The sequence below is a fragment of the Antarcticibacterium sp. 1MA-6-2 genome, from assembly GCF_021535135.1.
In the GTDB taxonomy this organism is placed as follows: Bacteria; Bacteroidota; Bacteroidia; order Flavobacteriales; family Flavobacteriaceae; genus Gillisia.
Genome location: NZ_CP091036.1, coordinates 2,915,443 through 2,938,292, shown reverse-complemented (window position 1 = coordinate 2,938,292; position 22,850 = coordinate 2,915,443). Strand labels below are relative to the sequence as shown.

The window sequence follows — 22,850 nt, the reverse complement described above, 5'->3', positions numbered from 1 at the left end:
TAAGAAATGCCTAAAACATTTGACAGGCTGTTAAGAGAGTTATAAGTATTTATCATCTTTTACTGGAGGAAAACTACTTTTTCACCCGGTGAAATAATCTCCTTATAGTGGAATGCTCTCAATTCCTCTTCAGTATTCAGGATAAAAACTGCCAGTATCGGGTTTTGCTCGTCCCTGTTCTCTTTGATCCATTCTCTTGCTGTCAGTTCAGTTTCTACCCCTACTATTTTTTCCTGGAATTGATTAGAAGAAATCTTTTGAAACCAGGGGGTTAGATTTGTTTTATCGGCAAACATGGAAGAAGCGTTTATAGGATCAAGAAGATCAACATCTGCTCCTGCTTCATTGGGAGATACTGTAACTATTTTTTTGGGAATGTAAAATAGGTCTCCCGCCAGTTGTGCAGCCAGAAGATTAATTTCGCTGTTCCCGGTAAGAGCAATAAATGTCCCCAGTTCCAGGGCATTTGCTTCTTCCATAGTCTCTTCCTTGAGAATATTACCATAAACAGTATTAAAACCTTTTTTTCGTGCTATTGCCACAAGTTCCCGGTTGGAATCAACCAAAGTAAGTTTGTTGGCAGCTTTTAGTTTTTCTGCCATATAAATACCTAAAGGATTAGCTCCTAAAATTAAATATCCATCCCGGGTTTCCTGATGTACTAGCTCCCCTCTCTTCTTCAGCCAATTCGTTGTCCAGGTAAGTAAGACCGGGACGGTAAGTGTTGTGAAGATAGCCATGAAAACGAGGATTGAAAATATTTCAGCAGTTATAATTCCCATTTGCAAACCTATTCCTGCGATAATAATTTCAACTGCTCCCCTCCCATTCATTCCTGTTCCCACTGCCAGTCCTTCTCTCCAGCCAAATCCACTGGGAAGATAAAAAAGAGCTGTTCCGGCAATTTTTCCTATCATAGCCACAAGAGTTACAGCTATAAGAAGATTCAGGTCGGTTTGAAAGACATCCAGAGTGACATTAAATCCCGCTGAGACAAAGAAAATTGGTGCAAGGAATCCAATGGAGACATCGTGAAAAACTTCATTAACTTCTTTGGATACCTGCTTAGTTAAATACGCCTTCCCTCACAAACAATCCCGCCATAAAAGCTCCCAAAATACTATGGAGACCAGCAATTTCAGCAAGTTCGGCAAATCCAAAAACAATTATGAGCATAAGGGTAAAATGTAACGTGCGGCTTTTTACCTTTTCTCTCGTTAACCATTTTCCAAGAAGAGGCAGCAAGTAAATTCCCGCCAGGGCAGTAGTTATAAAAAATAAAATTGCTTTTCCTGCTACCCATATAAGACCTATTGTATCAATACTTCCCGCATCAACAAAACTTGTAATTCCAGCAAAAAATATAAGTGCGAGAGTATCTGAAATTAAAGCTCCGGCCATTAATACATAGGCAATCCTGGTGTTTAGTAGCTTGAGATCTACCAGGATACGGCTCTTCGTAGCCAGGGAAGTGACTCCTACTGCTATTGCTACAAAAAGAGCTCCCATATTTGTACCCCCGAAATATATAATGGTGTAGTATCCCAGAATAAAAGGTACGATAAATCCACCAGCGGCTGCTAATAATCCCGGCCAGGAAGCTTTTCCAAGATCTTTAAAATTAATCTCGATACCGATATATACCATCAAAAGTATGATTCCTACTTCGGCAAGAACATTCAGTATCTCAGAAGGTTCAAGAATGCCAACAAGTGCAGGACCCAAAATAATTCCTACTACCAACTCACCCAGAATGGGGGATACCCCATTCTTTTCGATAAAGACCCACCCACCCAGGCAGCCACCAGAATTATAAGAATATTTAAAATATTTAATTCTTCCATGGATTACTGTTTTCCCGGGAAGGTAATTCCCAAAGGATAAGTTACAAAAAGGTTTTAAAACCCTGATAATCAAATTTTAAATATCGGCTGTGCTTCACCTCTTATGTGAAGACTTCCTTTTAACTGCGGAATTAATTATTAGCTATCTTTACCTGTGCTGATTATACAAGAATCCTGAATAGAAACTATATGAATGAATTCCTTGAAATTCTCCACCACGAATTTGAATTGCCTTTAAGCAATCCCGTACTGGTCTTCTCAATTATCCTTCTGATAATCCTTGTATCTCCTATACTTTTTAGGAAAATTAATATTCCGGGGATTATTGTTTTAATTATCTCCGGTATAATAATAGGACCTTTTGGAGTGGGCCTCCTGGAACAAAATTCTGCAATAGATCTTTTTTCAAAAATTGGTCTGTTATACATCATGTTTATTGTTAGTCTTGAACTGGATATGAACCAGTTCAAGGTTAACCGAAATAAAAGTTTTGCATTTGGGTTTTTCACCTTTGCGTTACCTTTATTAATTGGATTTCCGGTATGTTTTTACCTGTTAGGCTATGACTTCAACGCCAGCTTCTTAACTGCAAGTATGTTTGCTACCCACACCCTAATATCCTATCCTATAGTGAGTAAAATGGGGGTATCTAAAAATGAAGCCGTGGCAATAACAGTTGGAGGAACTATCCTTACTGATACTGCTGTGTTAATTATTTTGGCGGTGATCCTGGGAAATGCCCAGGAGGGCGGTTTAACATCAGATTTTTGGATCCGGCTGATAATTTCCCTTACAATATTTTGTGCCATAATGTTCTACCTGGTGCCAAAGATTGCCCGATGGTTCTTTACTAAAATGGAAAAGGAAAAGCATTCTCACTATATTTTTGTGCTTACAGTAGTTTTTCTTTCAGCTTTCCTTGCAGAGCTTGCGGGTGTGGAGGACATTATAGGTGCCTTTCTTGCGGGACTTGCCTTGAACAGGCTAATACCTCATACTTCCGCATTAATGAACCGAATAGAATTTATGGGCAATTCTTTGTTCATTCCCTTCTTTCTTATAAGTGTAGGTATGTTGGTGGATGTAAGAGTGATCTTTAGTGGTTATATGGCCATTGTTGTTGCTCTAACCTTATCTATAGTAGCAATTTCTGGTAAATGGCTTGCTGCTTTTTTAACCCAGCAGGTTTATAAATATTCAGCTTCACAAAGAAGAGTGATCTTTGGATTAAGCAGTGGACATGCGGCGGCTACTTTGGCCGTTATTATTGTTGGATTTAACGCTGATGTTATTGATGTAAATATCCTTAATGGAACAATCATACTTATTCTTATTACCTCCATAGTTGCAACTTTGGCTACTGAAAATGCTGCGAAAATAATGGTTGTGGAATCCAGGGAAGTAGATCCTGAAGAAATAAAAAAATCAGAAAGTTTTAAGATGGAAAGTATTTTGCTTCCTTTAGCAAACATTACTAATCTTGAAAAACTTCTTGAATTTGCTGTTCTTATTAAGGATAAAAGTTCTGAAAATCCTGTGTCTATTCTTTCAGTGGTTCCCAATGATGAACAGGCCGAACTTAATATAGCCCAGGCTAAGACGAAACTGGAGGATTTTGTTAAACAGGCATCTGCCACAGAAACTTCAGTAGATGTAACTGCCACAATTGATCACGACGTCGCCAGTGGAATATCCCGAAAATCGAAAGAGTTAATTGCAGATCTTATAGTAATGGGATGGCCAACAAGTTCAGGTAAAGGTGAGGTTATTGGTGAGAAGATGGCGGCCATTATTGACCAGACTTTAAAGACAGTTTTTCTTTGTGAAAGCGGAAAACCCTGGGCTACCCACACCAAATTAATTATTGCAGTACCCGCTCATTCAGAAAAGATGGAAGGTTTTGAACTATGGGTGAAAAAAGTTATAAAAATAGCTGAAGAGCTGAGTGTTCCAATCCTGGTATATTGTACCAATAAAACTCAAAGGGCAATTGAAAATTTAATAACTAAATTAAATCTTCGTGCACCCTTTGATTTTAACGAATTTAATAACCTGGAAGATTTTCTAATTATTGCAAAAGACCTGGAGCCAGAGAATATTATTATGTTCATAACTGCGAGAAAAGGAAGCGTTGCTTATGATCCAATTCTTGAAAAAATTCCTGTAAAACTGGAACAGCATTTCCCCGATAACACCAAAATAATGGTTTTTCCACAGTAGCAGCCTCAATTTTATTGATGTTGACATTTAGAAGCTTGATAAGCAGGAGAGCCTATGTCCTGAAAAAACCTTATTTTACCATCTTATCAATATTACACTAATTGAATGTTAGAGCTAGCAGGTTTAGTTATTCTTGGAATACTGGCGCAATGGATGGCATGGAAATTAAAAATTCCTGCGATCTTGCCTCTCATCCTAATTGGGCTCTTTGTAGGTCCTGTTTCAACTTTACTTTCTCAAGATGGTACAAAGTGGCTTGAACCAATATGGAACGGGGAGGAGGGATTATTTCCCGGGGAAAGTCTTTTCTATTTTGTCTCACTTGCAATTGCGGTTGTACTGTTTGAGGGTGGGTTAACTCTAAGAAAGAAGGATGTCTCCACAGTAGGCCCCGTCATTGTAAAATTAATTACTGTTGCTGTAATTATTACCTTTATTGGTGCGGGATTATCTGCGCACTTTATCTTTAATTTAACCTGGCAAATCTCTTTTTTATTTGCAGCCCTGGTCATAGTTACTGGCCCCACAGTTATTGCCCCAATCCTAAGGAATATTCCTTTAAAAAAAGATATTTCTTCTATCCTTAGATGGGAAGGAATTCTAATTGATCCTATTGGAGCCCTGGTTGCAGTTTTGGTCTATGAATTTATAAGGATTGAGGATGGACAGGAATACACAATGCGGGCCCTTATAGAATTTGGAAAGATTGTTTTATTTGGATTCACCTTCGGTTTTGCTTTTGCACATGCACTGGTTTATGCAATCAAGAAAAATTTTATACCGCATTACCTTCTAAACGTTTTCACCTTAGCGGTGGTAATTGGAGTGTTTGTACTGGCTGATACTTTCGCACACGAGAGCGGCCTTTTAGCCGTGGTGGTTATGGGAATGGTCATGGGGAATATCAACCTTCCAAATTTAAAAGAGCTGCTATATTTCAAAGAATCGCTGAGCATTTTGCTGGTCTCTATTCTGTTTATCCTCCTTGCTGCCAATATTCAAATGGAGGAAATGCTGCTGGTTTTTAATCAAAAGGCATTATTCTTATTTGCAATGGTGGTATTCGTCCTGAGGCCTTTTGGGGTTTTTCTTAGTTCCATAAAATCAGGACTCAATTACAGGGAGAAATTGTTTATAAGTTGGGTTGGACCCCGGGGGATTGTAGCTGCAGGTATTGCATCTCTTTTTGGCTTAAAATTGGCAAGACAGGGTGTCCCGGGAGCCGAATATATCACACCCCTGGTATTTATGATCGTACTGGGCACAGTATTATTAAATGCCACCACAGCAAGGCTTGTAGCAAAATTATTAGGTGTTTTTCTTAAGGATTCTAAAGGTATTTTGATAATTGGAGCATCTTCGGTTTCAAGATTAATAGCAAAATTCCTGCAGGATAATAATAGGCATGTGGTGCTGGTGGATAGTAACCCTGATAATATTAGACGTTCCAAAGAATTAGGGCTCGAAGCCCTTGAAGAGAGTGTTTATTCTGATGATCTTTTCAACAATATCGAGTTAAATGATGTGGGATACCTAATGGCTATAACAGGAAACAGCGATATCAACAAAACCGGAATAGCTAAATTTTCGAAACAATTTGGGGAAAGAGGCTCTTATCGCATTATTTCTACTGATGAAATGAATGACCCTGAAACCAATCCTGCGGAAGGTTTATTTTCCCATACAGATGATTTTATTAAACTAACAGAGGTAGCCAGAAAATATCCTGCTATTCATGAGTTGGTTTTAAACAGCAGGTCACACTACGAGGGACTTATAGAAATTTCGAAGACAGATCCCGATATTATTCCTTTGTTTGTAAAAACAAGTACAGGAGAACTGGAAATCATACCTTCCCATAGTTCTGAAGTTGATATTAGTGAAGGTTATCACCTGGTCTACCTGGGTAAAAAAATTCAAAAGGAGCAAGAGCAGGAGGATTTGAATTATGAAGAAGCGCTAGAACCTGAAAAACAGGAAAAAAGGTAGGATTCGTTCCAACTAAGAACCTCCCGTTGGATACAACGGGAGGTTCTTAGTTTTAGGTTTAGAAAGGAATAAAATTGAGGTAAAATCAGCTGCAACTACTCAGAAAATCTCAATACTCAATTCTAACATCTCAAATCTATTAATCATTAAGCTTTAATACAGCCATAAATGCTTCCTGTGGGATTTCTACGTTTCCAACCTGTCGCATACGCTTCTTACCTTTTTTCTGCTTTTCAAGAAGCTTTCTCTTACGCGAGATATCTCCTCCATAACATTTTGCAGTAACGTCTTTACGTAAGGCTTTTACAGTTTCCCTCGCGATTATTTTTGCTCCAATAGCTGCCTGGATTGGAATATCAAATTGTTGTCTTGGTATCAATTCCTTCAGCTTCTCACACATTTTCTTTCCAATATCATAAGCATTGTCAACGTGAAGCAGGGCAGAGAGGGCATCTACGACGCTGGCATTCAGTAGAACATCAACTTTAACCAGTTTTGATGCACGCATTCCAATAGGGGAGTAGTCAAAAGAGGCATAGCCTTTAGAGACCGTTTTTAGCCTGTCATAGAAATCAAAAACGATTTCAGCTAACGGCATATCAAAATTGAGTTCAACTCTTTCAGGAGTAAGATATGTTTGATTGGTGATCTGTCCGCGTTTTTCAATACACAGAGACATCACAGAACCCACAAAGTCTGATTTTGTAATAATACTTGCTTTTATAAAAGGTTCTTCAACTCTTTCTAAACGTGAAGGCTCTGGTAAGTCCGACGGATTGTTCACGAGAATTGCTTCTGAAGGATTTTTATGGGTGTAAGCGTGATAGGAAACGTTTGGTACTGTTGTAATAACAGTCATATCAAATTCCCTCTCCAGCCTTTCCTGAATAATCTCCAGGTGCAACATTCCAAGGAATCCACAACGGAAACCAAATCCAAGAGCTGCGGAACTTTCCGGAGTGAATACCAGCGAAGCATCGTTAAGCTGAAGTTTTTCCATAGAAGACCTTAGATCCTCATAATCTTCAGTATCTACTGGATAAATCCCTGCAAATACCATGGGTTTTACATCTTCAAAACCTGCCACTGCTTCTGTAGTTGGATTTTTGGCATCTGTAATTGTATCACCAACTTTTACTTCCCGGGCATCTTTTATACCTATTATAAGATATCCTACATCTCCGGTTTTAATTTCCTGCCTGGGGAATTGTTTAAGTCTTAAAGTTCCTACTTCATCTGCAAAATAATCTTTATCTGTAGCAACAAATTTAATATTCTGGCCTTTTTTAATAGAACCGTTGATCACTCTAAAATAAGTTTCAACTCCTCTAAAAGGATTATAAACTGAATCAAATACCAGGGCCCTTAATGGAGCATCTACTTTTCCTGTTGGAGGTGGAATATTTTCTATAATAGCGGCTAAAATTTCCTCAATTCCTAATCCTGTTTTTGCACTGGCAGGAATTATTTCTTCGTAATCACAACCCAAGAGATCTACTATGTCATCCTTTACAACTTCTGGATTCGCACTTGGAAGGTCTACTTTATTTAGCACAGGGATAATATGAAGATCATTTTCCAGTGCCAGGTATAGGTTTGAAATCGTTTGGGCCTGTATACTTTGGGCGGCATCTACAACCAATAAAGCTCCCTCACAGGCAGCAATAGATCGTGAAACTTCGTATGAGAAATCCACGTGGCCGGGAGTATCAATAAGATTTAATATGTATTGTTCACCTTTGTAAGTGTAATCCATCTGGATTGCGTGGCTTTTTATTGTAATTCCACGTTCCCGCTCAAGGTCCATACTGTCCAGTAACTGTTCCTGTTTCTCACGTTCAGTCACTGAGCCTGTAAAGTCTAAAAGCCTATCGGCAAGAGTACTTTTTCCGTGGTCAATGTGAGCGATTATACAAAAGTTACGTATGTTCTTCATCTGTCAATTTCAAAGTAAATGGAATTTGTTTCCCACCTGATTAAAAGATACAAATATAGGTGATTTAATAGCGATTAAGGAAAAATATTAGTTGTTCTACAAAGTGTTGAAAGTATCTAAAGACCCTATCCGGCTTTTTCTGACAATATTGGATTTTGATTAGCACTTTTATTTTAATTGAACTATTTTTAAGTAAACACCAAAAAGTATTTCGTAAATCTTCTTAAGATAAGCTACACATGAGCAATACAAAGAAAAATTTAAAAATTTCTACAGCGCAATTTGAACATCAGAGCGGTAATAAAGCTTACAATTTATCAGTAATTGAAAAATTGGCTGGAGAAGCAGCGAGGTGTGGGGCAGAGGCTATTGCTTTTCACGAATGCTCAGTGACGGGATACACTTTCGCCCGCGATTGCTCACAGAATGAGTTACTGGCAATAGCAGAAGAAATACCAGGAGGAGACAGTATAATGAAATTAATTGAAATTTCTGCAAAACATAATATTGCTATTCTGGTAGGCCTTTTTGAAAAAGATAAAGAAAACAATATTTACAATTCCTACGTCTGTGTATATGAGAATAGGGTAGTAGCTAAATACAGGAAACTGCACCCTTTTATAAATCCTCATCTTGTACCTGGAGAGAATTACTGCGTCTTTGAACTTTTCAATTGGAAGTTTGGAATATTATTATGCTACGATAATAATATTGTTGAAAATGTTCGTGCAACAAGACTTTTAGGTGCCGAAGTAATTTTTATGCCTCATGTTACTATGTGTACTCCCTCAACCCGTCCGGGTGCTGGTTTTGTGGATCCTAAATTATGGGAAAAAAGGGTAGAGGATCCTACCTCCCTTAGAATAGAATTCGAAGGATTAAAGGGGAGGAGATGGTTAATGAAGTGGTTACCTGCAAGGGCATACGATAACGCAATATATATTGTTTTCTCCAATCCTATTGGTATGGATCAGGATCAATTAAAAAATGGCTGTTCCATGATTTTAGATCCCTTTGGAGATATTCTTTGCGAAGCGAGGATCTTAGGAAATGAAGTAATAACCGCGACCCTTTCTCCAGGAAAACTTAAAGAAGCCGGAGGATGGAGATATATCGAGGCGAGAAGACCGGAATTGTATAAGAGTATTCTCAGCCAGGATCATACCTCTGAACAAAAGGTGGCGTGGCTTTCACGGGAAAGGGATCAAATTAAGAGCTAAATATAGCCGCTGCCTTAACTTCGCCCTTTTAAAACCCATATTTAAGGTAACTTAAATAAACAATTTAAAATTTTACCTGATGGTATTGGAAGTTCTTTTAATTAGAGATCAATAATTTTAATAGGTAGACCTGGTTAATCTGCAATAAGAACTTCTACATTATTTTTTTCAAGCATTCTAAGGCTTTCTTCAGGAATGTTAGCATCAGTTATAATTTTATGAACCCTTTCGAAACCTTCTATAAAAGCCAAACCAGTTTTGGCAAATTTCGAAGAATCAGCCACAACTATTACTTCTTCAGCAATTGAAATCATGATTTGGTTAAGATATGCCTCTTCCATATGATGAGTGAAAACTCCAACGTTTGCTTTTATTCCGTCAATTCCAAGGAAAAGTTTCCTGCAATTTAATTGTCTAAAATTTCTTTCTGCCATTGGACCCACAAGGGACATAGAAAACTCCTTTAAAAATCCTCCCGGCATAAAGACTTGCAGGTTGCTATACTGAGAAAGGTTATTAACTATATCCAGGGCATTACTAATTACCGTTAATCTTTTGAAGTGGCCAAGGTTATTGGAGATCTCAAAAGTTGTAGTTCCGGAATCAAGAATTATTGAATCATCTTCTTCGATTAATGAAACTGCTTTTTTACCTATTAACCTCTTGGATTCTAAGTTAATACTTTTTTTTCACTCACCGCGAGTGCAATATTACTGGTTTTAAAGGCACCTCCATGAGCTCTGATCAAGAGGTTATTTTTTTCCAGCTTATCCAGGTCATTTCGAATGGTAACTTCGCTTACCTTAAATAAATCACTAAGTTCAGTGACAAAAATTTGACCCTCTTCATCCAGTCTTTGCAAAATTAAGTTTCTCCGTTCTGCAGCTTTCTTCATACTTACATTTGATAAATTAGGGTCAAATATAATTGTTCACATAATATATACAATCTTTTGGAAGAAAATATTCTTTATAAGCCTCTATTCCAAAACCACTTTCGTTGTTCCACCACCTAAGTCAAAGTTATGTCTATAGGTTTATTAGTTTTCCAGGCACCGCGTGTAAAGTCAGGTATATCAACAGACTGGGCCCTGTTATTCACAGACTGTACTGATAGTGGAGTAACAGAACTCCATAGAGCGGCATCATATACGTCCTGATCTAATGGTAAACCGTTGCGCAGGCAATCAATAAGTCTCCAATCCATTAAAAAGTCCATTCCTCCGTGGCCACCTATTTGTTTAGCCAGGTCACCAACTTTTTTAACAATTTCGGGAGTATATTTTTCTTCAACAGCTTTCATTTCGGCTTCAGATAGCCAGTCATGGCCCGTCGAGATCTTTTCCGATGGATATTGTCTGGCGAAAGCTTTAGTACCACTAATGAGATGAATACGGGAATAAGGGCGTGGCGAGGTTACATCATGTTGTACCATAATACTTCTTCCCTTTTTAGTTTTAATGGCAGTGGTATTCATGTTTCCACGGTAACTTTGTCCCACAAAAGGTTTATAAAAGTCATCTTCGGCAGCTAGTTCTTTAGCCATTTTTCCCATATGAAAATCGTCACTCGAGAGGGAGGTGAGATAATCCAGTTGGTCCCCCCTGTTAATATTCATTACCTGGCAAATAGGACCTAACCCGTGAGATGGGTACAAACTTCCATTTCGTTCTATATTTTCTTTAAGACGCCACATATCCTGGTAACCATCCTTACTAAAATTAAGATCTCTTAAATCGTGAATATAAGCTCCTTCTCCATGAATTATTTCGCCAAAGAAACCCTGGCGTGCCATGTTGAGCGTAAGAAGCTCAAAAAATCCGTAGCACACGTTTTCGAGCATCATGCAATGCTTCTTTGTGCGCTCTGAAGTTTCAACTAATTGCCAAAGTTCATCTATAGTCTTACCAGCTGGCTGTTCAGTAGCGGCATGCTTTCCTGCTTCCATAGCATAAATAGCCATAGGAGCGTGCCAATTCCACGGAGTTGCAATGTATATAAGGTCCAAATCATCTCTATCAACCATTTCTTTCCAAACTTCTTGACCTCCGGAATAAGTTTCGGGCTTATGAGCTGTGCCTTCAAGCATTTTACTCACTTTATCCACCTCCTTAGGTAAAAGATCACATATAGCTTTTATTTCCACCCCTTCGATTTTGCTCATCCGGCTAACTGCACCAGGCCCTCTGGAACCTAAGCCAATAAAACCAATGCGAACCGTCTCAATTTTTGGGGCAGCATATCCTGCCATATTGAAACGCTGGTTTCCCGTTGGGATGGTGGCACTTAAAATTTCATTACTGGTCTTACAGCCAATTAAATTGCTGCTTACCAGCCCAAGGCCTCCAAGTCCTGTGATTCGAAGAAAATCTCGTCTGTTGTTTTTCATAATATGTGAGTTTGGAATGAACTAAATTGAAAAATTATATGTCTTTTTTGCATTGTAATAAAAAATCTTTTCGATGACTTCATCCGGAAGATCTAATCCAAAGAATTCACCTTCAAATTCTGGTGCTTTCATTTTTTGCCCGGTACTAAAAAAGGCATAGTGAAAATCCCAGAGGTGCTCAAATCGGTCTGCTACTTCTATTCCTGAAAGACTTCCATCATCTATAACATCTGTGCCGTAAATGATCTTATCCTGATATTTGATACAAAACTCGCGAACCGCTTCCCTATTATTTTTTGCCTGAAGTTGAAGATGAACCACTCGTTCTGCTAAGTCCGTAAGAGTATTAGGATACCTTTCGAGACGCTTCGCCACTTCCTCGATACTATACTCCATGCTAAACAGGTGAAGTCCCACATATCTTAAAGTTGGAAATTTTTCCAGCATATGATCTCTTGCCTGCATTTGCTGCTCATAAGTTGGATATTCCTTCTGAAGAAACATATGATACTCGGGATGTTCCAGAAAATAATTTCTATCGGAATCTACAGTCATTTCTTCAAGAGGTAGCCAGCAATTTCGTGGTTCTCCCTGATGGCCGATAAGAAGAATATCATTATCTACCAAAAATTGAAAAATTGGATCAAAAACAGGATTATCTATCATCACAAAATTTCCCTCTTCATCATGCAATTCAAAACCCACATCTTTCCAAATTTTTACACCTACCGCTCCATTTGAAAGACCTTTTTTAATTTGAGTAATGGCATCCTGTGCAAAATTATCTTTTCCCCAGTTCTCAAAATTAAAACTGGTAATGTACTGGATCCTTCCCGGATATTTTTCCTGAAGTTCTAATATTACTTTCTCCTGATCTTCTATAGATTCAAAAAACGGTATGTTGGTGTTTATAGAAAGGAATGCAGCATTTCTTTTTACCGCCAGTTCCATTTTTTCAATCGAAGTAGTGTTCAAATGAGCGTGTGCATCAATAAATTTAGATATCATTACTTAAGGTTTTTCACTATTTCTAATTTTCCTTTAACCAGCTGTGTAATTTGAGCTGTGGCTTTTGGAAAAACTTTCCTCAAATCTATTTCCTCATTGTTGCCAAGCTCTTGCTGCAGGGTTTTCATAAAAATATTCTTAATCTCGGTCGCAAGATTGACCTTACAAATACCCCTTGAAATTGCAGCTCTTAATTGTTCTGCTTAAGCACTCCTGAACCCCCATGAAGAACTAAGGTCGCAGAGGTTGATCTGGCTATTTCTTCAAGCAACTCTAGTTGTAGCTCCGGGTCTTGTTTATAAAATCCATGTGCCGTGCCTACTGCAACCGCCAGGGCATCAATTCCCGTTTCTTCTACAAATTGATGAGCCTCCCGTGGCTGGGTGAACCCCTGCTGATCGTGAGACTGTCCAAGTTTTGCCACATATCCTAATTCAGCTTCCACATGTGCGCCATAAGATTTGGCACGCTCCACAACTTCCCTGGTAATCTTAACATTCTCTTCAAAGGAAAGTTCACTACCATCTATCATTACTGAATCAAATCCGGCATCCAGACATCTTTGTGCCAGCTCGACTGAGCCTCCATGATCCAGATGGATCCATCCTTCAACACCAAATTGTTTTAAGCCTGTCCGTCCCAGCGTTACAGCAGTTTCTAATCCCATGTAATCAATAGAACTTTGTGTGAGTTGGAGGATTAGTGGTTCATTTAGATCTGCAGCTGCCTGCAAAACTCCATGTAGAGTCTCTAAGTTATAGAAGTTAGTGGCTAATAAACCTCTTCCCTCACTAGTAAACTGTCGTAACTTATCTTTAATTTTCATACTTTTCCTGTTGATTTAAAATTTGCTTTATTCCTTCTTCCATAGCTTCTCGGGAAGAAAAAGCATTAGTGCCACCAGAACATGTGGTACTAAGAGACCCCATTAAATTGGCATTTTTTAAGCATTCTTCAAGGGGGCTTCTTCTAAGAACCGGGCAATAAAGCCGGAATTAAAAGAATCGCCTGCTCCAATTGCATCTTTAAAATGTTTGTTTTTAAAAGGGAGCGATGGAAAGTCCATTTCTTTACTAATTAAACGACTTCCATTTTCGCCCATTTTTAAAGCTATTATATTAGCATAGGGTTTAAGCTCTGTTATAGCAGTGTCCATTGTTTCCTTTCCCGTTAACCCCAGTATTTCAGACTCATTTGGTAAGAAAACATCAACAAAGGGGAGGCAATTCTTGTAATCAAAATCCCAGGTGCCATTAGGGTCAAATTGTAGATCCAATGATGTAGTTAAACCTGCATCTTTTGCTTTTTTAAAGACAGCGGTAATATCTTTTTTAATACCATCCTGAAGGAAGTAATTGGAAAAATGGAAATGATCAAAACTCCTGATATCGTCCCATGGAATATCATTTATTGTAAGAGCATTCATTGCTCCGCAATAAGTAACATTTGCACGGTCCTGGTCGTAATTCATAATTACGGTTATACCTGTAGAATGTTCATTTGTTTTATTTATATACCTGGTATTTACACCTTTTTCTTTAAGTTGTCTCAGTACGAAATCCCCAAAATCATCAATTCCTACCATTCCACAAAAAGAAGTGTCAACCCCTAATGCTGAAATATTCGAAGCCATAATTGCAGAGGAACTTCCAAGGGTGAAATTCATATTATCGGCAACGATTTCAGTACCTATTTTTGGAAAACCCTGAATTCCATTTAATATTAGATCTATATTTAATTCCCCTACAACGAGGAGTTTTTTAGAACTCATTTTCTAATATTTTTAATTTTACTTTGGGGAATAATGTCTCTACATCATTCTTTCTTAACATTCCCAATTCTTCATTTTGACAATTGGCTGCTCCACAGGCTACTCCATATGCCGCCATATCTTCAGGAGGTAAACCCTTTTCATATGCCCAGGAAATTCCGGCAGTAAGACAGTCTCCACTTCCAACTGTGCTAAGGACATTTTCAATCTCAACATTTGCACAATATATTTTTCCTTTATACCACATCATTAAACCTTCCTTCCCTTTGGTCATCGCTACTAAATCAACCCTGTTATCAAGTTTTTCAAGAAGAACTTTAAAATTAGTACTGCCGCAAAATTGATGTGCTTCGTGTTCATTAATGTGAAGAGCAAAAAAGGATGATTTTAAAGCTTCTAAAAGTTGCGGGCCACTACAATCGAGGAATATTTTTTTATTATTCTCATTTGCAATCTTTACAAGCTGTGCATATGCATCCCCGGGTGCTCCCTTTGGCCATGATCCTGAAAGGCAAACAAGACTTGAATTGGAAATTTCCTTTTTAAACAAGCTTTTGAATTCCTGCCACTTATCATAGTTGATCTCCGGCCCCGGCTCCAAAATTTCAGTGTTACTGTGAGCAGGGTTTGAGGATCTTAAGGTGTAGCATTTTCGGTTATTTCCCTCTACGCTTACTCCTAATATTTCAATGCCTCTTGTAATGCTAAGGGCTCTTATCCATTCACCTGTTCCTCCTGCCCAGGTTCCAAAAAGTGTAGTCTTTCCACCCAATTCTTTAATTGCAAAAGCTATGTGAACACCTTTTCCTCCAGGATATTCCTGAATTCTTTCAATTCGGTTTACCTCTCCCGGCTTAATTTCCTCCAGCCACGCATAGCAATCAATTGATGGATTTGGACAGACTGATAATATCATCTATTTTTTAATTATAGGATGATTATAAATCGTAACTCCCTTGACCACCCTGCTTATTGCTCCCGAAACCGAAGGATTATCTGGATCCAGACCAAGGCTTAAGGATTTATAAAGACCTAACAGTTGGCCAACCAAACTTGTGGGTATAATATTCAACTGATGGTTTGGATTCAATTGTAGATCAATATTTAAAGACGAATTGAGTTCTTTATTCTCAGGACGGCCAATACTTAAACATTTGATGTCTCTTGGTTCATTTGCAATTGCAAGAGCTAAATCCAATTCATATTGGTACACAAAATCATTTGCAGAGAATAAATAAACTAATAAGGTATTCTCGTTGGTTACAGCTCTGGGCCCATGACGAAAACCTAAAAAGGAATCGTGTTTACATACGATTTGGCCATCGGTTAATTCTTGTAGTTTCAAGTGACATTCTCTGGCAATTCCCAACATTGAACCCGAACCCAAAAAAACAACCCTTTGAAATTTTTCTGATGCCAGTTTTTTAAATTCATTGGCATTTTGTAAAAGGAGATTACCCTGTTTTATGATTTGTTGAATTTCCGGTTGAATATTTTTAATTGCGGGTAAATCACTAATTAGTAATACACTTAGTAGCATAGAGGTAAAACTACTGTACTATCGCCAGGCTTTTATCGTTGGAAGCCTTTGGAAGTAATAAAGCCATTGATTTACCAGCATTCCCAAGAGCGTATTTTAATAATTTTCCATTTTGGTTACAGGTTATTATTAAATGGTAGACGTTCTTTACAAAATTGTCTGCTATTCTTAATGTTTCCAGACTTTCCGGACTGTTTCCTGAACGAGCAAAGGAAATTAGCAAGGTGGGAAGTTCCTGTTGGAAATAAAGATCGGGATGAGTCACCAAATCTGTGGTGGCAATGGCTCTGGTATTGCGACCCGTATTCTTTTGGACAAGGCCTTGTGCAGCTTCGCCAATAAAGGCAGAAGAGCCTGCCCCTGTTAGGATGATGTGAAGGTTTTCTTGTTGAAGTATAGGAGACAGAAAATTGCTTAGTTCTTCAGATTTTGATGTAAGCAATTCATGTACTTTCTCCCAGAGTTTTGGTTGACCCTCAATTTCCGTGGCCGTATAAGATATAGATCTTTTAATGGATTGTGTTGCCATTTTATATGTTTTCAATTTATCAATTACTCCAAATCCTGTGGATTTTGAATTTGTAGTTTAAAACTGACATCCTTCAAGAATAGGCATGACCAGTTTTCAAATTAAAGCAAATTTTTCGTAACTAAAAAATTTTCGTTTCAATTTTAATATGCTCCTCTAAATTTTATTAAAATTTCATTTCTCTTCTATAATTCTATGGATGATGGGGTTACATTGGAACTGTAAAGAACACAGCGTTGTTTATGCTCTTCTTTATTTGTGTGAACAACAATAAAAACTTATAAAAAAGAAAAAATTATCAAAAAATTTAGTTAATTAAGAATCAATTTTTATCTTAGCAAAGAATTTGAAAGTAATTGTTGTGGTTTATTTTGCTTTTCGTTGCTATTGATAAGCTATATCGATTTCGAAAATTTTCATTTTGTTTTATTACTAACTAATTAAATATGAAGAAAAAATTACTCTTATTTTTCGCTTGTTTAGGATTACCCATTATTGCGCTGGCACAGCAGGACATCCTTATAACAGGAACAGTGCTGGACTTAGAAACAGGCATTCCCATTCCCAGTGCGAATGTTATCGAAAAAGGCACTTCTAATGGAGTGCTTACTGATTTTGATGGAAAATTTACTATTGAAGTCCCTCCCGGTGCCGTTTTGGAAATCTCTTATTTAGGTTATGCGACCCGGGAAATCAAAATTGAGGGAGAGGCAGAACTTCAAATTGAGATGGAACCTAGCCACCTCTGGTCTGGAAGAAGTTCTTATCGTTGGTTACGGAACTCAGAAAAAACAAAGTGTGGTAGGGTCTCAATCAACTATTGAGGCTGAAAAATTAAAAGTTCCTGTTAGAGATCTTTCTACTGCAATTGCTTAAGCCGATCGTAGCTTGTTGTTGCTACTCAAAGAGGGGGTGGACCTGGAGCTGATGGGGCTAATCTCTTTATAAGGGGTATTGGCACCTTTGCTTCTAGTCCCCAGGGACCATTATTAGTAGTGGATGGTGTACCAGACAGGGAAATTAATAATATTGACCCGGAAGATATTGAAAGCTTTACGGTATTAAAAGATGCAACTGCAACAGCGGTTTACGGTACCCGCGGTGCCAATGGAGTTATCTTAATTAACACCAAGAGTGGAAAGATAGGTAAAGCAACAATTAATGCAGAAGTCAATAGCGCGGTAACAGAATTCACATACTTACCTGAATTTTTAGATGCTCCTAACTTTATGACACTTTATAATGAAGCTCTGCAGGTACGGGGGAGAGAGCCATTATACACTCAGGAAAGGATTGATTTACACAGTTCTGGAGAAGATCCTGATTTATACCCCAATGTCAATTGGTACGATGAACTGTTTAACAGGTTTGGGAGTAATAAAAGAGTAAATGTAAATGTTAGCGGAGGTACAGAAAAAGCAAGATATTATTTATCTGCTGGATATTTCAACGAAGTAGGTCAGTTCAAACGTGATAACATTCAAAACTTTAATTCTACCCTAAAACTGGACTTAGTTCAATTTCACCAGTAATTTAGATATTGATGTCACAAATACATCTCGCCTAGAGTTTGGTATTAATGGTTATATAACCAATCTAAACACTCCTGCTTATGGTGTGAATAGTATATTTAGTTTAGCTACAGCTTCTGCTCCTCATATTATACCTACTCAATATAGTAATGGAGAATGGCCGCAATTGCCAGGTACTTTACAAAGTCCATATATGGCTCTCACCCAATCTGGGGTTACTAATAGCTATAACAACACCGTGCGTTCAAATTTGAGATTAACTCAGGACCTTGATTTTTTTACTCAGGGTTTAAGTGTTACTGCAATGTTCGCATTTGATGTTAACGTGACCAACAGTTTAAGCCGTTCCAGAACCCTTCAAACTTATATTGCAAGCGGTAGGGATGAAGAAGGTAATTTACTTACTGAAATTTCCTCTCCTGGATCCAATGAACTTGGGTTTAATTTAAGCCGGTATGGTGACAGAAGGTTTTATGTTGAATCAGCCTTGAACTATAATAGAAGATTTGGTGATCACGATGTTTCCGGATTATTTTTATTTAATCAATCGGACTATAGTGACGCTACGGAAAGAGTTGGTAGCTATAAAGCAGCCATACCTTACCGACAACGGAACTTTGTAGGGAGAGCTACTTATGGGTATAAAGACAAATATTTTACAGAGGCGAATTTCTCCTACTCGGGTTCTGATAATTTCGTAGCAGAAGAAAGATATGGTTTTTTCCCTTCAGTAGGAGCAGGTTGGATAGTTTCAGAAGAAAACTTTTTCAAGCCACTAAAAAATATAGTGCCCTATTTTAAACTGCGTTATTCTTACGGATTGTCAGGTAATGCTGCAGTTAACAATCCGAATTTACGCTTCTTATACCTTACAACTATTGGAGATTCCGGAGGATATACATTCGGTGCTCCCGGTTCTCAACGTTCCTTTACGGGTTTCAATGAATCCAGGATTGGAGGGAATGTTCGTTGGGAGACTTCTTATAGACAAAACTTTGGTATAGAATTCGGTTTCCTGGATAATGATCTTGATATAATCGTGGAAATCTTTAAAGAAAACAGGGAAGATATTTTATTGCCAGATTATACAATCCCTTACATTTCAGGTTTCACAACAGGTAATATTCCCTATAATAATGTTGGAGAAACTGAAAATAAAGGTATTGATGTAACTCTTGATTATAGTAAGAACTGGACAAATGAAAACTTCTTTTCTTTCAGGGGTACCTTTAATTACAACCAAAACCTTGCGGTTAATGACGGCTTACCAGAGTGGAGATATCCTTATTTGAACAGGATAGGTCAACCTATTAGTCAGCGCTTTGGATATATTGCAACAGGTTTATTTGAAAATGAAGAACAAATAGAGAACGCAGCAGTACAAGCAGGAGATGTTCGCCCGGGAGATATTCGATATAAGGATCTAAATGGGGATGGGGTAATAAACAGCAATGACCAGTCTGCCATAGGATACGGTAGCACTCCAAGAATAGTATATGGATTATCTTTTGGTGGAGGATTCAAAGGATTTGATCTCAGCTTATTTTTTCAGGGTGTGGGGCAGGTAGATTTTAATTACTCCAGTGGATTTGGAACACAACCTTTTTCACAAGGAGCTGCTTATGGAAATATGTACAATAGGGTTCTGGACCGCTGGACTCCTGAAGATCCAGATCCAAATTCTTTCTATCCACGCTTGTCTACCAACCAGGATGCAACTACAAATTATTACACAAGCACCTGGTGGATAAAGAAAGCTGATTACCTCAGGTTAAAACAAGCCGAGTTAGGGTATAATTTCACAGATAATAACTTTCTGGACAGAATTGCTGTCAGGAAACTTCGACTTTATGCTAGTGGTACCAACCTATTGACGATATCTCCCTGGGATTTCTGGGATCCGGAATTAGGAGACGGGACTGGTGCCGTATATCCAAATATTGCGACATATAACCTGGGAATACGTGTTAACTTTCAATAATAAATCATGAAAAATTTGAAATTATATAATATACGTCTCGCTAGCTTCTTTTTGCTCGCGACTATACTTGTGGGATGCGAAAAAGATTATTTTGACACGCAGCCAGATAATATTGTAACTACTGAAGAAATTTTTGAAAACAGAGGCCAAACAGAAAGGTGGTGGGGTGGCTTGTTTTCTAATATTCCAGACATTTGGGATCAACCCTATAGCTATCAATTCGGGATACTTACCGATGAAATGGATGCGAGTAATTGGACTAATCCTGGCTTGAACAGTGGTGCTATTAATGCAGATAATTCAGCTTAGTTAATACTAACGGCCTGTATGAAAGAATTAGACTGGCCAGTATATTTCTACAGCGGGTTGAAGACAATGATGAAATCCGGGAAATGGATAATGGGGAAGAAATCATTGCACACTATAAAGGAGAAGCAAGATTCCTTAGAGCCTATTACTATTGGTTGTTAATGAAGGAGTTAGGTCCCGTTGCCATCGCTCCTCTAGAACCTTCAGGTCCAAATGATAATTTCCAGATTCCAAGAAGTACCTGGGATGAAAGCGTTGCTTTTGTACTATCTGAATTAAATTTAGCGAAGCAGGATCTCCCTACAGAATATTACGTGGAGGGAACTATAACTCCAGATGGAACTCAGGTTGGGAGAATAAATGATATAATTGTCGAAGCCTTAGAGTCGAGAATTTTATTATATCATGCAAGCCCGCTCTTTAATGGAAATACAGATCTAGCAAATTTTCAAAATCACGATGGCACCGTTTTATTTAATCAAACCTATGACGCTAGTAGATGGACTATAGCTGCCCAGGCAGCAAAGGAGGCTATAAATCTTGCCGAAGCTAACGGGAAATCCTTATTTAGAGTTGAAGGGTCAGATCCTTTTACGTCCGGTTTTCTTTCAGCCCGCAATCTTTACTGGGATGGCTGGAGTACTGAAGGTATATGGCTAAGACCAAGTTCAAATACTTATCAATGGCAGGTTCACGCCGCTCCCAGGTCTACGGCCGGAGGCTCCTATAATGGACTGGCAGTAGTTCAAAGGCTTGTGGACGACTATAGGATGGAGGACGGAAAGTCTATAGACGAAAGTACAGAGTATCACACAGAATCCTATTCCGCAGAAACAACAAATTATTATGTAGAAGGGACCAATAGCATGTATTTTAATCGTGAACCGCGATTTTATGCACATATAACTTTCAATGGAGCTCATAATCCCGGAACATCAAAACCCGGCTTACATAATTCCAGGGTGGAGTTCTTTAATACAGGAACTTCCGGAAAAGCAGGATCCCCAAGGGATTGGCCTAAAACCTAAGTTACACTGTAAGAAAAAATATTCATCCCACCTGGAGTTTAAATCCTTATATAAACGTCTCTCGACCTGCCATGTTAATAAGGCTTGCCGAATTGTACTTAAATTATGCCGAAGCCTTAAATGAAGCTGAACCTGGAAATCCGGAGATCCTGGAATATCTAAATAGACTTCGTACAAGATCCGGACTGCCGGAGTTGGAACCGGGATTGTCACAGTCTCAAATGAGAGATGAGATAAGACTGGAACGTAGAATTGAATTAAGCTTTGAAGGACATCGTTATTTTGACGTAAGAAGATGGAAGATTCCTGATGAACAGGGATCAAACCAGGGTGGACCCTTCTACGGTATGAATATGGACAAGGGTACGTACCTGTCTGATCCTGAATTTCATTCCCTTACAATAAGCTTTACAAGAACTCCCTGGAGGAACAGGTATTATTTTATGCCTTATCCACAGCGGGAAATGGACAGAAACAGAGAGCTCGTTCAGTTTCCAGGATATTAATTCTCTTTTTTATTCGAAAACACATGAAAATTATGAAAAAAATATTAACGCTAAGGTTATTGCTGGGAACCCTTATAATTTTAACAGGATTGTCCTGTGAGGAGACTCCCGTATATGAGGAGCTTACTACCTCGACAGATGGTGTACAGCTTTATATTGCTAAAGCAGATAGGGTACACACCCTTAAAACATTTTCTCTTGAGGAGATGGAACCACTGGAACATGATACTATTGCCCTTAATGTGGGCTACGGTGGTCTTGGCTTACCCGCCAGCCCTATAGACGTAAACTTTAAAATTAACAATGAAGTAATAGACAGTTTAAATCTTGCCCGTCAAATAAATGGCGAGAAAGAATACGTTCCTTTCCCGGAAGATGCATATGATTTTTCTACTACCAACGTAAGTATAGAAAAAGGAGAAGCCTATTCTAATTTTACTCATTTCACTTATTATCCGGAAAAATTTGAAATGGATAAAAATTATTTATTGGCCGTAGAAATAGAATCCCCGTCAGGTTACGCAATTAATCCAGACAGAAAGATCCTTCTGTTTGAAGTTCAGGAAGTAATTATTCCTGAACCGGAACCAAAATATTACGAAAAGGATTCCTGGGAAGTAATTGATCTAAGTTCTGAAGAAGCTGGAGGTGAGGGTCCAACAAATGGGTATGCATCTGCAATAATTGATGGGAATATTGAAACCTTTTGGCATTCCTGTTGGTCTTCCTGTACTGCAGAAGGATCTTCATATCCACATCATATTACCATAGATATGAAGGAAGAACTCGAGGTCAGTGGTCTGGGATTTGCCCAACGCCAAAGTGGAACACGTGGAATTGAGCTTATAGAAATTCAGGTAAGTAATGACAATGTTGAGTGGCGTAGCTTAGGAGACTTTAATCTACAGGACATAACCGCACTTCAATTAATTGAATTTGAGGAATTGCAAAGCTTTAAATACTTAAAGATCATTGTGAAATCGGGATACAATGATGGAGGGGCGGCTTTTACTGCTTTAGGAGAAGTGAGTCCTTATATCCTGGAGTGA

At 38.3% G+C, this 22,850-nt stretch carries 23 protein-coding genes; 10 read left to right on the top strand and 13 right to left on the bottom strand.

Annotated features, from left to right (window positions below):
- Positions 1–59: 59 nt before the first annotated feature.
- Together LZ575_RS22675 and LZ575_RS14970 are read right to left on the bottom strand one after the other, a co-directional pair.
- Positions 60–1,004, bottom strand: a complete 945-nt coding sequence (locus tag LZ575_RS22675) for a cation:proton antiporter (RefSeq protein WP_409187218.1) — start codon at positions 1,002–1,004, stop codon at positions 60–62.
- Positions 1,005–1,065: 61 nt separating this feature from the next.
- Positions 1,066–1,917, bottom strand: coding sequence for a cation:proton antiporter (locus tag LZ575_RS14970; protein ID WP_255702630.1), 852 nt, complete (start codon positions 1,915–1,917; stop codon positions 1,066–1,068).
- A 116-nt stretch (positions 1,918–2,033) separates the two neighbouring features.
- On the opposite strand from LZ575_RS14970, the gene LZ575_RS14965 reads away from it, so the two are divergent.
- Both LZ575_RS14965 and LZ575_RS14960 read left to right on the top strand, forming a co-directional pair.
- Positions 2,034–4,064 (top strand): cation:proton antiporter, encoded by a 2,031-nt coding sequence (locus tag LZ575_RS14965; protein WP_235325279.1) that lies wholly within the window; start codon positions 2,034–2,036, stop codon positions 4,062–4,064.
- 105 nt (positions 4,065–4,169) lie between these two features.
- A complete protein-coding gene (locus tag LZ575_RS14960) occupies positions 4,170–6,053 on the top strand; it encodes a sodium:proton antiporter (protein WP_235325277.1) in 1,884 nt (627 codons plus the stop codon).
- Positions 6,054–6,192: 139 nt separating this feature from the next.
- On the opposite strand, the gene lepA is transcribed toward LZ575_RS14960, so the two are convergent.
- Entirely contained in the window at positions 6,193–7,989 is a 1,797-nt protein-coding gene (lepA, locus tag LZ575_RS14955) for a translation elongation factor 4 (RefSeq protein WP_235325275.1), read from the bottom strand.
- Positions 7,990–8,228: 239 nt separating this feature from the next.
- Here lepA and LZ575_RS14950 point away from each other — a divergent pair, with 239 nt between their 5' ends.
- The gene (locus LZ575_RS14950; protein ID WP_235325273.1) at positions 8,229–9,209 is read left to right on the top strand and encodes a nitrilase family protein; all 981 of its coding nucleotides are present in this window, start codon (positions 8,229–8,231) and stop codon (positions 9,207–9,209) included.
- A 134-nt stretch (positions 9,210–9,343) separates the two neighbouring features.
- Here LZ575_RS14950 and LZ575_RS14945 read toward each other — a convergent pair whose 3' ends face one another.
- The 10 genes from LZ575_RS14945 to LZ575_RS14905 all read right to left on the bottom strand — a co-directional run bounded on the left by LZ575_RS14945 (position 9,344) and on the right by LZ575_RS14905 (position 16,445).
- The gene (locus LZ575_RS14945) at positions 9,344–9,841 is read right to left on the bottom strand and encodes a DeoR/GlpR family DNA-binding transcription regulator (RefSeq protein ID WP_235330747.1); all 498 of its coding nucleotides are present in this window, start codon (positions 9,839–9,841) and stop codon (positions 9,344–9,346) included.
- Positions 9,842–9,879: 38 nt separating this feature from the next.
- Complete coding sequence (locus tag LZ575_RS14940) at positions 9,880–10,104, bottom strand: DeoR family transcriptional regulator (RefSeq protein ID WP_235325271.1); 225 nt, start codon at positions 10,102–10,104, stop codon at positions 9,880–9,882.
- Positions 10,105–10,220: 116 nt separating this feature from the next.
- Positions 10,221–11,597 (bottom strand): Gfo/Idh/MocA family protein, encoded by a 1,377-nt coding sequence (locus tag LZ575_RS14935; protein WP_235325269.1) that lies wholly within the window; start codon positions 11,595–11,597, stop codon positions 10,221–10,223.
- A 21-nt stretch (positions 11,598–11,618) separates the two neighbouring features.
- On the bottom strand, positions 11,619–12,605 hold the full coding sequence (locus LZ575_RS14930) for an amidohydrolase family protein (RefSeq protein WP_235325267.1): 987 nt from the start codon (positions 12,603–12,605) through the stop codon (positions 11,619–11,621).
- Positions 12,605–12,748: a hypothetical protein gene (locus tag LZ575_RS22670; RefSeq protein WP_255702962.1), complete on the bottom strand. Its 144-nt coding sequence runs from the start codon at positions 12,746–12,748 to the stop codon at positions 12,605–12,607. Before LZ575_RS22670 ends, LZ575_RS14930 begins: the two co-directional genes overlap by 1 nt.
- 47 nt (positions 12,749–12,795) lie before the next feature.
- Positions 12,796–13,431: a class II fructose-bisphosphate aldolase gene (locus LZ575_RS14925; RefSeq protein WP_255702629.1), complete on the bottom strand. Its 636-nt coding sequence runs from the start codon at positions 13,429–13,431 to the stop codon at positions 12,796–12,798.
- Positions 13,432–13,548: 117 nt separating this feature from the next.
- Positions 13,549–14,376, bottom strand: a complete 828-nt coding sequence (locus LZ575_RS14920) for a carbohydrate kinase family protein (protein ID WP_235325265.1) — start codon at positions 14,374–14,376, stop codon at positions 13,549–13,551.
- The gene (locus LZ575_RS14915) at positions 14,366–15,292 is read right to left on the bottom strand and encodes a 1-phosphofructokinase family hexose kinase (protein WP_235325263.1); all 927 of its coding nucleotides are present in this window, start codon (positions 15,290–15,292) and stop codon (positions 14,366–14,368) included. The genes LZ575_RS14920 and LZ575_RS14915 overlap by 11 nt, the downstream gene beginning before the upstream one ends.
- On the bottom strand, positions 15,293–15,916 hold the full coding sequence (locus LZ575_RS14910) for a hypothetical protein (RefSeq protein ID WP_235325261.1): 624 nt from the start codon (positions 15,914–15,916) through the stop codon (positions 15,293–15,295). It lies immediately after the preceding gene.
- A gap of 10 nt (positions 15,917–15,926) precedes the next feature.
- Complete coding sequence (locus tag LZ575_RS14905; protein ID WP_235325259.1) at positions 15,927–16,445, bottom strand: SIS domain-containing protein; 519 nt, start codon at positions 16,443–16,445, stop codon at positions 15,927–15,929.
- A gap of 446 nt (positions 16,446–16,891) precedes the next feature.
- Here LZ575_RS14905 and LZ575_RS14900 point away from each other — a divergent pair, with 446 nt between their 5' ends.
- From LZ575_RS14900 to LZ575_RS14875, 7 genes are all read left to right on the top strand, one after another.
- Positions 16,892–17,269: a carboxypeptidase-like regulatory domain-containing protein gene (locus LZ575_RS14900; protein ID WP_235325256.1), complete on the top strand. Its 378-nt coding sequence runs from the start codon at positions 16,892–16,894 to the stop codon at positions 17,267–17,269.
- A gap of 120 nt (positions 17,270–17,389) precedes the next feature.
- On the top strand, positions 17,390–17,977 hold the full coding sequence (locus LZ575_RS14895) for a TonB-dependent receptor plug domain-containing protein (protein ID WP_311196120.1): 588 nt from the start codon (positions 17,390–17,392) through the stop codon (positions 17,975–17,977).
- 7 nt (positions 17,978–17,984) lie between these two features.
- Positions 17,985–19,958 (top strand): SusC/RagA family TonB-linked outer membrane protein, encoded by a 1,974-nt coding sequence (locus tag LZ575_RS14890; protein ID WP_311196119.1) that lies wholly within the window; start codon positions 17,985–17,987, stop codon positions 19,956–19,958.
- Between the two features lie 6 nt (positions 19,959–19,964).
- A complete protein-coding gene (locus tag LZ575_RS14885) occupies positions 19,965–20,267 on the top strand; it encodes a hypothetical protein (RefSeq protein WP_235325254.1) in 303 nt (100 codons plus the stop codon).
- Between the two features lie 14 nt (positions 20,268–20,281).
- Positions 20,282–21,295 carry a RagB/SusD family nutrient uptake outer membrane protein gene (locus LZ575_RS14880; protein WP_311196118.1) on the top strand — a complete coding sequence of 338 codons (1,014 nt, stop codon included), beginning with the start codon at positions 20,282–20,284 and terminating at the stop codon, positions 21,293–21,295.
- Positions 21,296–21,315: 20 nt separating this feature from the next.
- Entirely contained in the window at positions 21,316–21,801 is a 486-nt protein-coding gene (locus tag LZ575_RS22665) for a RagB/SusD family nutrient uptake outer membrane protein (RefSeq protein WP_311196117.1), read from the top strand.
- A gap of 32 nt (positions 21,802–21,833) precedes the next feature.
- Positions 21,834–22,850, top strand: a complete 1,017-nt coding sequence (locus LZ575_RS14875; RefSeq protein WP_235325252.1) for a BT_3987 domain-containing protein — start codon at positions 21,834–21,836, stop codon at positions 22,848–22,850.

Excerpts from the sequence above, each read along its gene's own strand:
- LZ575_RS14965 (WP_235325279.1), top strand. The coding sequence starts at position 2,034 with ATGAATGAATTCCTTGAAATTCTCCACCACGAATTTGAATTGCCTTTA.
- LZ575_RS14960 (WP_235325277.1), top strand. The coding sequence starts at position 4,170 with ATGTTAGAGCTAGCAGGTTTAGTTATTCTTGGAATACTGGCGCAATGG.
- lepA (WP_235325275.1), bottom strand. The coding sequence starts at position 7,989 with ATGAAGAACATACGTAACTTTTGTATAATCGCTCACATTGACCACGGA.
- LZ575_RS14950 (WP_235325273.1), top strand. The coding sequence starts at position 8,229 with ATGAGCAATACAAAGAAAAATTTAAAAATTTCTACAGCGCAATTTGAA.
- LZ575_RS14940 (WP_235325271.1), bottom strand. The coding sequence starts at position 10,104 with ATGAAGAAAGCTGCAGAACGGAGAAACTTAATTTTGCAAAGACTGGAT.
- LZ575_RS14935 (WP_235325269.1), bottom strand. The coding sequence starts at position 11,597 with ATGAAAAACAACAGACGAGATTTTCTTCGAATCACAGGACTTGGAGGC.
- LZ575_RS14930 (WP_235325267.1), bottom strand. The coding sequence starts at position 12,605 with ATGATATCTAAATTTATTGATGCACACGCTCATTTGAACACTACTTCG.
- LZ575_RS14925 (WP_255702629.1), bottom strand. The coding sequence starts at position 13,431 with ATGAAAATTAAAGATAAGTTACGACAGTTTACTAGTGAGGGAAGAGGT.
- LZ575_RS14920 (WP_235325265.1), bottom strand. The coding sequence starts at position 14,376 with ATGAGTTCTAAAAAACTCCTCGTTGTAGGGGAATTAAATATAGATCTA.
- LZ575_RS14915 (WP_235325263.1), bottom strand. The coding sequence starts at position 15,292 with ATGATATTATCAGTCTGTCCAAATCCATCAATTGATTGCTATGCGTGG.
- LZ575_RS14910 (WP_235325261.1), bottom strand. The coding sequence starts at position 15,916 with ATGCTACTAAGTGTATTACTAATTAGTGATTTACCCGCAATTAAAAAT.
- LZ575_RS14905 (WP_235325259.1), bottom strand. The coding sequence starts at position 16,445 with ATGGCAACACAATCCATTAAAAGATCTATATCTTATACGGCCACGGAA.
- LZ575_RS14900 (WP_235325256.1), top strand. The coding sequence starts at position 16,892 with ATGAAGAAAAAATTACTCTTATTTTTCGCTTGTTTAGGATTACCCATT.
- LZ575_RS14885 (WP_235325254.1), top strand. The coding sequence starts at position 19,965 with ATGAAAAATTTGAAATTATATAATATACGTCTCGCTAGCTTCTTTTTG.
- LZ575_RS14875 (WP_235325252.1), top strand. The coding sequence starts at position 21,834 with ATGAAAAAAATATTAACGCTAAGGTTATTGCTGGGAACCCTTATAATT.